This window comes from Synergistota bacterium (assembly GCA_021159885.1).
GTDB lineage: Bacteria > Synergistota > GBS-1 > GBS-1 > GBS-1 > AUK310.
On the sequence record JAGHDO010000040.1, the window covers coordinates 1 to 8,793 of the forward strand.

Below are 8,793 nucleotides of genomic sequence, written 5' to 3' on the forward strand. Positions count from 1 at the left end.
GAAGTAATGAGAACTGGTACTGTCAAGTGGTTTAACGCGGCTAAGGGTTATGGGTTTATAACCGACGATGAGGGCGGAGATGTCTTCGTTCACTACACTGGGATTAAGGGAAGTGGCTTCAGAACGCTTGAGGAAGGTCAGAGGGTTCAGTTTGAAATTAAAGAAGCTCCTAAGGGTCCTCAAGCCATAAACGTCACCAAGATTTAAGAGTACTTAGGTCGAGAGAAAAAGGGGCTCGGGGTTAAAAACCCCGAGCCCCTTAAATTTTCCCCTCATACTCCCCAGAGCCAGCCTCCATCCACCACGAATATGTTCCCCGTGGCGTATGAGGATGCCTCTGAAGCTAAGTAGACCGCTATTCCCTTCAGGTCCTCGGGCTTTCCCCATCTTCCGAGTGGAATCCGGGAAAGTATCTTCTCGCTTCTTGCAGGGTCTTTTCTCAAAGCCTCGGTCATATCGGTTTCTATATATCCTGGAGCTATCGCGTTAACTCTTATGCCGTATTTTCCCCACTCGTTTGCGAGCTCCTTGGTCAGCTGGGCTACAGCGCCCTTGCTTGCCGAGTAAGCCGGTATGTTTATTCCCCCCGCGTAGGATATCACTGAGGCGATGTTTATTATCGAGCCCTGAATTCTCCTTTCGATCATGCTTCTTGCAACGAGTTGAGTTGTCAGGAAAAGACTTCTTAGGTTTACGTTGATTACCTCGTCCCATTTTTCCAATGGATATTCTTCAGCTCGTTCTCTGTGAATTATACCCGCTGCGTTAACCAGTATGTCTATTTTTCCCATCTTCTCGAGAGAAAAATTAACGATTTTTCTTATGTCCCCCTCGTTTGCGAGATCTCCAGCTATTACATGGCACTTTCCACCTATCCATGCTATTTTTTTCTGAGTTTCATTGAGCTTTTCTGCGTTTCTTCCGGTGATTACGACCTCCGCTCCCGCTTCAGCAAGCCCCTCGGCGATAGCCCTTCCTATGCCTCTTGAAGCTCCCGTTATGAGCGCGCCTTTTCCATTGAGCGAGAATTTATCAAGGATTCCCATATCTTAGGCTCACCCCTTTCCCGTATTTTTCTCTCGATGGCAACTTTATGGGGAAGGCTTCTTAACCGCCTCATTATCACGGGGAGCGTTTCTCGGGAGAGCTTTCTTTTTTCCTTAGGAAAATCCCACAGGATTTTTCGAACTATAGCGCTTACTTCTATCTCATCCGCTTTTTTTTTAACGTTATTCTCGATTATTCCTTTAAGCTTCCTGATAAAGTCAACAAGCTCTTTCTCATCTATGTTTACTGTAAGCAGCGCTTCTCCGGTTATCCCGAACTGATTTATAGATAAAAGCTCCTCATACGGAACCGGTTCTCTTTTCATATCGGCGAGCTTAAGAAGCCTTTCTAATCGCAGTTTTCTTGAGAGAAAGTATAGATCTATGAGATCTTTCATTTCCGCCCTATCTTCAAACGCGATGATTTTATTTACGCCTATGTTGGCGAGGTTATCTATAAAGAAGCCTTCCTTTACCCTGATGGTTCTTCCCAGATGGTTAAATTCGGTAATTATCTCTACCTTTAAGCTCTCTATCCATAGCCTTGCGAAGGATGGAGACGCGTACTCCAGCTCTACCTTAAGCCCATTTTTTTCAAGGAGGAAAGCCATTCTTCTGGCTATGTTGCTTATCTTTTCCGGTAGCTTCGTGAAGAGATCTATGTCTTCTGAAAGCCTGTGATGAAAGTAGAACCTCGAGAGCGCGGTTCCTCCCGAGAGAAATGCAAGGGAGCCGTAATCCTCCGAGATCGCTCTAAGTATTTTATCCTGCAGGGGATAGATCCTCTCGTGAAAGAGCTTTCTTTCCTCCTCGCTTGCTATCTTGAGCTTTCCCGCTTTCATCGCTGTCTTCCTCCTTCCTTAAATCTATTATACTGCATTTATCGTGATATAATCATTAAAGATCTGAATGCCTTCTGCCGAATTTAAAAAGGGAAGGGGAGATAGCTAAATGCTTCGCAGGGACATTGGCATCGATCTCGGCACGGCGAGCGTTCTGGTTTATGTGAAAGGTGAGGGCATCGTTTTAAACGAGCCCTCCGTGGTCGCGATAGAGGCGTCTACTAAGAAGATTTTAGCGGTGGGAGAGGAAGCGCACAGAATGCTGGGGAGAACCCCCAGCAATATCGTGGCGATAAGGCCCTTGAAAGAGGGAGTTATAGCCGATTACGAGGTTACGGAGAGCATGCTGAGGCATTTCATTAAAAAAGCGTTGGGCAAGAAGCACTTTTTCTTCAGACCTCGCGTTATGATATGCATTCCCTCTGGGGCGACGGATGTTGAGAAAAGGGCGGTTCTCGAGGCTACGGTTCAGGTAGGCGCATCTGAAGCTTTCTTGATCGAGGAGCCAATGGCTGCGGCGATAGGCGCCGGCGTTAACGTGGCGGAACCGCGCGGGAACATGGTAGTCGATGTTGGAGGAGGAACCACGGATGTAGCGGTAATATCTCTCGGTGGAATAGTGGTGAGTAATTCTTTAAGAGTTGCGGGAAACAAGATGGACGAGGCGATAGTGAAATATGTGAGAGCGAAGTATAACCTGCTTATAGGGGATCAGACCGCGGAGGAGATAAAGAAGAGGATAGGTTCGGCGATGCCGATGGAGAAGAAGAGAATGGAGGTCAGGGGAAGGGATCTCGTTATGAGGCTTCCCAAGACCATAGAGATAACGACGGATGATGTGGTTGAGGCTATAAAGTCAGAGGTTGAGACGATAGTTATGGGGGTTCAAGGAGTTCTAGAGAAGACCCCGCCTGAGCTTGCCGCTGATATTATCGAGAGGGGAATAATTTTAACCGGTGGCGGAGCTCTCCTTGATGGATTGGACAGGTTGATCTCCGAAAGAACTGGCGTTCCCGTGATGGTTGCGGAAGATCCCTTAACCTGTGTGGTGAGAGGCACGGGCAAGGCTTTGGAGGAGCTCGATGCCTTAAAAGGTGGGGTAGTAAGAGGATCCTTAAGGAGGTAGAGAGCGCTTGATAAGGGGAATTTACACGGGCTGTAGCGGAATGCTCATACAGCTTGCAAGAACGAATGTTATAGCGAATAACCTTGCCAATGTTGATACGGTTGGGTTCAAGCGTGAGGAGACGGTATTCAGAGCCTATCCTGAGCACGAGATAGTAAGGGTTTATGATCAGACCCCTTCTTCCCTTTTTGAGCTTGCTCTTCCCTTCAGGCAGGCTCCCGTGATCGGAAAGCTCGGCACCGCCAGCGTTGTCGATGAGACCTTTATAGAAGGAACGGCGGGACCCCTTATAAATACGGGAAATCCCCTTGATCTTGCGCTAAGAGAGGAGGGGACATTCTTCGTTCTTCAGGACTCCAAGGGAAGGAGATACTATACTCGCGCAGGAAACTTCACTCTTAACTCGAACGGCGAGGTTATCTCCCAGAGCGGTTATAAGCTTTTGAGCGAGGGAGGTCCCATAGCGGTTCCTGAGGGAAGCGAGATAAGGTTTTCGGAAGACGGCAGGTTCTTTATAGATGGCGAGGAAGCGGGGAGGCTTCTTATAGTAAAGTTTAAAAAACCCGCTTATCTTAAGCGGATAGGTAAAAACCTCTATTTTGAGACGAGCGCGAGCGGAAAGCCAGTTCGGCAGGAGACGGTTATGCTCGCCGTTGGAATGCTTGAGGGAAGCAATGTCTCTCCGGTTAAGGAGATGGTTGAGCTTATAGAGGCTTACAGGGCATATGAGGCCAATCAGAGGATGATCACGACGCAGGATGACTCGCTTGGAAGAGCGATAACGACATTAACGAGAGTCGGTTAAAGGAAAGGGAGGGGGTGAGAGGGCTTTGATAAGGGCTCTCTGGTCTGCTTCAACGGGAATGATAGCCCAGCAGTTTAATCTCGATATGATCTCCAATAATCTGGCTAACGCCAATACCGTTGGTTTTAAGAAGGGGAGGGTGGACTTTGAGGATCTCTTCTATCAGACAGGTAGAGAAGCGGGCGTTCCCAACACTACGGGCGAGCAGCTCCCGACCGCTATACAGGTAGGTCTCGGGGTGAGGATCGCAGCAACCCCGAGGATGTTTTCTCAGGGACCGATGATTCAGACGGGAAATCCGCTCGACATAGCTATAGAGGGGGATGGCTTCTTTAAGATAACCATGCCTGATGGCTCTACCGCTTATACGAGAGACGGTAGCTTTAAGCTCGATAGCGAGGGAAATATAGTTACCTCGGACGGTTATAAGCTCGAGCCCGCCATAACGATACCGGAGGATACGGAGTCAATAGCGATAACCTCTGATGGGAATGTCGTGGTCAAGAGAGCTGGTTCTACGGAGCCCGAGGTTTTGGGACAGATAACCTTGGCGAGGTTTATAAACCCCGCGGGCTTGAAGGCTATAGGTAAGAATCTCTTCGTTGAGACGGCTGCCTCCGGCGCCCCCATAGAGGGGAATCCGGGAAGCGAGGGATTCGGCACCTTACAGCAGGGCTTTCTCGAGGCTTCCAACGTTCAGGTGGTTGAGGAGATGGTCAGAATGATAGTTGCTCAGAGAGCTTATGAGTTCGACTCGAGAGCCATTCAGACCGCTGACGATATGCTGAGAACCGCGAATGCCCTTAAGAGGTAGATTTAGCGATGCTTAAGAGAATCGCTCTTTCGCTGATCATCGTTCTGCTTTTTGTGAGCCCCGCCTTGGGGGCGAGAGCGGTAGTTGACATAGCGGGGTATAGCCTCGTTAAGGGAAGGGTTGTGCTTCTTGGAGATATAGCCAGGATAAGCGGAAGGGATGTTGCCCTCGTTGAATCTTTAAAGAGGGTTCCCATAGCTTCAGCGCCCCCGCAGGGTGAGGCAGAAGAGATAAATCTGCTTGAGATTAGAAACGCCCTTCTAAGGAGCGGTTTGAACCTTGAAGGGGTTCTCTTCAGGGTTCCCAAGAAGATAGTCGTTGCCTGTGCTTCCAAGGGAAGCCTGGACAGAGTTCTGGGCGAATACTTGATAGGCAGATTCGGAGAGAGCGTAAGCTGGCGGGTTTTTTCCACCCCTTCCCTTCCTCCCGACGCACGATTTAGAATAGTAACCCCGGGGGTCGTGCGTCGGGACAACTTTTATATAATTCCCATCGTTTATTACCTTGACGATGGTTCGGTGGGAAGGGTGGATCTTAAGGTGAAGGTCTCGGTTAGAAAGAGCGTCGTCGTTGCCTTAAGAGACCTTGCCTGGCACGAGCTCATAAACGATGGGGATGTAGCTCTTATCGAAAAGGAGGTTGATCCTCTTCTTCCCGCGTGCACCTCGCTTTCTCAAGTTCTCGGCAAGAGGTTAAAAAAGCCGGTCAGGAAGGGAAATGTTATTCTTAAGGGATTTCTGGAGTCTCCGCCGGTTGTGAGGAGGGGATCTCCCGTCGTTATCGTAGCGCGCGTTGGTGCGGTTGAGGTCAGGGCGAAGGGTAAGGCGTGTGGAAACGGAAGCGTCGGGCAGGAGATCGTTGTCCTGAATGTCTCAACGGGCAGAAAGATAAGAGCTGTGGTTCTGGGTCCGGGGCTGGTTCAGGCGGTAGTTGAAGGGGGGATCTTAAAATGCGGAAAGTGATTCTGGTGATCGCGCTCCTTTTGCTTTATGCTTTGCCCTCGTATGGCGGTTCCCTGTGGAAGGATGGCTTTAATCTCTATGGTGATAAAAGGGCTTCTCGCGTTGGAGATATAGTCTATGTTCTCATAGAGGAGAGCGCTACGATGAAGCAAAAAGCCACGACGAAGAGCTCTAAGAACGCATCTTTAAACGCCTCTCAGAGGGGGGTTAGCTTTTTAAAGAGGCTTCTTCCGGCGAGCCTGACCGCTAAGGGAAGCTATGATGGAACCGACCAGACGGATAGGACTACGATATTTACGGCGGAAATAGCCGCCAAGATCGTGAAGGTTTTGCCCAATGGCAACTTTATTATAGAAGGGGAACACTACTTTAAGGGTAATAAGGACGCGGTGAAGATAGTCGTCAGGGGAATGATTCGCCCCGAAGATATATCCGCTGATAACACGATTCCCTCTTCAAAGATATGCGATGCGGAGATCCTCTTCTACGGCAAGGGGTTATTTGGGAACGTGCATCATCCGGGTATCCTCACGCAGATATTTAACCTCCTCTTTTAAGGTGATGAGTCTTGAGGTTCTGGGATAGAGAGCGGGGAGGTTTCTCCCCTGACGCCTCTTCATGTAAGGGCAGTTGAGGAGTTAGTAGCGGGGAGGGGTGAGAGGGCATGAAAATGAAAAAAAGGTTCTTTTCTTGGGTGCTTGTGGCGTTCTTGCTTTCCTTGGTTTTTGCTACCGCTGTCTATTCTGCTCCTAAGGTTAGGCTTAAGGATATAGCCCATGTGGAGGATGCGCGCCCCAATCAGCTTATAGGCATGGGGCTCGTTGTGGGATTGAAAGGCACGGGAGACAAGGTCAAGATTACCCCGCAGATGATTCATAATCTCCTGAGGCACTTTGATCTTTCCATCGCGGCGAGAGACATAAAGTCGAAGAACGTAGCTGCGGTTATGGTTACCGCTAATCTCCCGCCGTTCGCGAAGCCCGGAACGAGGATAGATGTTACGGTTTCATCGATAGGGGATGCCAAAAGCCTTGAGGGGGGATATCTTCTTTTAACCCCGCTTAAAGGACCTGATGGAAACGTATATGCTGTCGCTCAAGGTCCAGTTTCTATAGGTCCTCCCGGTTCTTTTCCCACGGTTGGGGTGATTCCTAACGGGGCGATCGTTGAGAGGGAGGTTCCCGTGGAGCTCGTGAGGAAGGGAAGACTTACCGTGGTTTTAAACGATCCCGACTTTACCACTGCGAAGAGAGTTGCGGATAGTATAAATGAGAGCTTTGGCAGAAAAATAGCGGTAGCCGTTGATGCCTCAAGGATAGATGTCAGGATTCCTTTATCTTATAGAAGAGATGTTGTTTCCTTTATATCTTCTCTTGAGGAGCTTGAGGTCGTTCCCGACGCGCCGGCCATCGTTGTCATAAATGAGAGGACGGGAACCATAGTTATGGGTGAGAATGTCAGGATATCTAAGGTCGCCATAGCTCATAAAAACTTCTCCATAACGGTTGGAGCGCCTGTGGGAAGCCCCGTTCCGCCGGCTGAGGGTCATATGATAGAGTTTCCCGAGACGACGACGGTTGGCGATGTGGTTAAGGCGTTAAACGCGGTTGGCGCGACGCCGAAGGATATAATTGCGATACTTGAGGCCATGAAGAAGGCGGGTGCTTTGCATGCAGAGCTTAAGAGTATGTGAGGATTATTTTCTTGGTCCGGTTCGGATTCCCTCGGATAAAAAGAAGGCTTTAAAGGTCGTTTCTGAGGAGTTTGAGGCGATTTTTATACACATGCTCTTGAGGCAGATGAGAAAGACGGTCCCAAAGGGCGGTTTTCTGCCCGAATCGAGGGCGATGGAGATATATAAAGACATGTTTGATATGGTTCTTTCAAGGGAGCTTGCTAAAAGAGAGGTTTTGGGTATAGCGAAAATGGTCTATAAACAGTATGAGAGAAGTCTCAAGTAGCGTGGGATCTGGTCTCCCCTCTCTTCCCTTTGTGCTAAAATTATAAAGGTGGAGGGAGGGGTTTTTCTTATGGGTTGCCTTGATATCCCCACTAAAAGCTTCGTTCGATTCGAGAGAGGAAACCTCATTATTAGCAAAGAGGGAGCTCGTGCTGTCGCCCTTTGTGTTCTTATAGGAGATAAAATCGTTCTTCTTAACCCCGTTCTGGAAAGGTGGATAGGTCTACCCGCTGAGGAGCTAATGGGTCGTAGCCTTATAGACCTCGTTCATCCGGATGATAGAGAGCCCTTAAAAGACGCTATAGAAAGAATATATGATGGTCTCGGGGCCCTTTTTATAGGGGTTAAGATGATAACGCGAGGAAAGGGAGTTCTGTGGGTTGTGCTGACGCTTAATCCCGTTATATACAGGGAGAGGAAAGCCATACTCGTTAACATTGTGGATATGACCGAGCTTAGAAAGGTGGAGTGTAGTGCGAATGACGAGCTTTTTGAGCTTCAAAAAGCCATATTTGAGGCGATTCCCCATGCCATAGTGGGACTTGAGAACAGAAGGATTATATTTGCCAATAATGCGGTATATGATATATTCGGCTGGCGACCTGATGAGCTTATAGGCAAAACGATGAGGGTTCTGTTTCACAGCGATAGGGAGTATGAGGAAGAGGGAAGGAAGTTTTACTCTATTCTGAGGAAGAAAAGGACGCATAGAATAGAGTTTACCTATAAGAGAAAGGATGGAAAGGATGTAGTTTGTATAACGAGCGTTTCCAGAATCGGAGACGATCCTGAGTGCAGGCGTGTTGTTGCAACTCATACGGACATAACCGAGATGAAGAGGATAGAGCGCGAGTGCAACAGATTGCATGAACAGCTTCGCAAGTATACCAATCACCTTCATGATATGCTTGAGGGAGAGCGCTCGGTTATAGCGCGGGAGATACATGATGAAATAGGTCAAACATTGACCGCGCTTAAAATGGGACTTTTCAGGATTAGAGAAGAGGTTAAGGGGGAAAACGGCAAGCTGGAGACGGAACTCACATCAATGATAAACCTTGTGGAAGGAGCGATTCGGTCTACGAGAGATCTCGTTGCCCAGCTTAGACCTGTTTTGCTCGATGATCTCGGCTTTATACCCGCTATGGAATGGCTTATAGATGAGTTTCAACGCATGACTGATGTAGAGGTAGATGTCGTTTTCCACCCGGTTATAGAGCACATTAAGCTTGATAAGA

The 8,793-nt window shown here is 48.6% G+C and carries 11 protein-coding genes; 9 read left to right on the forward strand and 2 right to left on the reverse strand.

The window, feature by feature from the left end; genetic code table 11:
- Window positions 1–6 precede the first annotated feature (6 nt).
- Entirely contained in the window at window positions 7–207 is a 201-nt protein-coding gene (locus J7M13_03830; protein MCD6363115.1) for a cold shock domain-containing protein, read from the forward strand.
- 65 nt (window positions 208–272) lie between these two features.
- Here J7M13_03830 and J7M13_03835 read toward each other — a convergent pair whose 3' ends face one another.
- Entirely contained in the window at window positions 273–1,046 is a 774-nt protein-coding gene (locus J7M13_03835) for an SDR family oxidoreductase (protein MCD6363116.1), read from the reverse strand.
- Window positions 998–1,888 carry a nucleotidyl transferase AbiEii/AbiGii toxin family protein gene (locus J7M13_03840; GenBank protein MCD6363117.1) on the reverse strand — a complete coding sequence of 297 codons (891 nt, stop codon included), beginning with the start codon at window positions 1,886–1,888 and terminating at the stop codon, window positions 998–1,000. Before J7M13_03840 ends, J7M13_03835 begins: the two co-directional genes overlap by 49 nt.
- A 109-nt stretch (window positions 1,889–1,997) precedes the next feature.
- On the opposite strand from J7M13_03840, the gene J7M13_03845 reads away from it, so the two are divergent.
- The 8 genes from J7M13_03845 to J7M13_03880 form a co-directional block, all read left to right on the forward strand.
- A complete protein-coding gene (locus J7M13_03845) occupies window positions 1,998–3,014 on the forward strand; it encodes a rod shape-determining protein (GenBank protein MCD6363118.1) in 1,017 nt (338 codons plus the stop codon).
- 7 nt (window positions 3,015–3,021) lie between these two features.
- Window positions 3,022–3,819, forward strand: a complete 798-nt coding sequence (locus tag J7M13_03850; GenBank protein ID MCD6363119.1) for a flagellar hook-basal body protein — start codon at window positions 3,022–3,024, stop codon at window positions 3,817–3,819.
- Between the two features lie 25 nt (window positions 3,820–3,844).
- Entirely contained in the window at window positions 3,845–4,633 is a 789-nt protein-coding gene (gene flgG / locus J7M13_03855) for a flagellar basal-body rod protein FlgG (protein ID MCD6363120.1), read from the forward strand.
- 8 nt (window positions 4,634–4,641) lie between these two features.
- Entirely contained in the window at window positions 4,642–5,595 is a 954-nt protein-coding gene (gene flgA / locus J7M13_03860; GenBank protein ID MCD6363121.1) for a flagellar basal body P-ring formation protein FlgA, read from the forward strand.
- Window positions 5,583–6,152: a flagellar basal body L-ring protein FlgH gene (locus J7M13_03865; protein MCD6363122.1), complete on the forward strand. Its 570-nt coding sequence runs from the start codon at window positions 5,583–5,585 to the stop codon at window positions 6,150–6,152. Before flgA ends, J7M13_03865 begins: the two co-directional genes overlap by 13 nt.
- Window positions 6,153–6,265: 113 nt before the next feature.
- Window positions 6,266–7,288, forward strand: a complete 1,023-nt coding sequence (locus J7M13_03870; protein ID MCD6363123.1) for a flagellar basal body P-ring protein FlgI — start codon at window positions 6,266–6,268, stop codon at window positions 7,286–7,288.
- Window positions 7,266–7,556 (forward strand): rod-binding protein, encoded by a 291-nt coding sequence (locus J7M13_03875; GenBank protein ID MCD6363124.1) that lies wholly within the window; start codon window positions 7,266–7,268, stop codon window positions 7,554–7,556. Before J7M13_03870 ends, J7M13_03875 begins: the two co-directional genes overlap by 23 nt.
- 69 nt (window positions 7,557–7,625) lie before the next feature.
- The coding region (locus tag J7M13_03880) for a PAS domain S-box protein (protein ID MCD6363125.1) at window positions 7,626–8,793 on the forward strand (1,168 nt) is incomplete at its 3' end.

Coding starts and splice junctions, on each gene's coding strand:
- J7M13_03830 (MCD6363115.1), top strand. CDS start 7: ATGAGAACTGGTACTGTCAAGTGGTTTAACGCGGCTAAGGGTTATGGG.
- J7M13_03840 (MCD6363117.1), bottom strand. CDS start 1,888: ATGAAAGCGGGAAAGCTCAAGATAGCAAGCGAGGAGGAAAGAAAGCTC.
- J7M13_03835 (MCD6363116.1), bottom strand. CDS start 1,046: ATGGGAATCCTTGATAAATTCTCGCTCAATGGAAAAGGCGCGCTCATA.
- J7M13_03845 (MCD6363118.1), top strand. CDS start 1,998: ATGCTTCGCAGGGACATTGGCATCGATCTCGGCACGGCGAGCGTTCTG.
- flgA (MCD6363121.1), top strand. CDS start 4,642: ATGCTTAAGAGAATCGCTCTTTCGCTGATCATCGTTCTGCTTTTTGTG.
- J7M13_03865 (MCD6363122.1), top strand. CDS start 5,583: ATGCGGAAAGTGATTCTGGTGATCGCGCTCCTTTTGCTTTATGCTTTG.
- J7M13_03875 (MCD6363124.1), top strand. CDS start 7,266: ATGCAGAGCTTAAGAGTATGTGAGGATTATTTTCTTGGTCCGGTTCGG.
- J7M13_03870 (MCD6363123.1), top strand. CDS start 6,266: ATGAAAAAAAGGTTCTTTTCTTGGGTGCTTGTGGCGTTCTTGCTTTCC.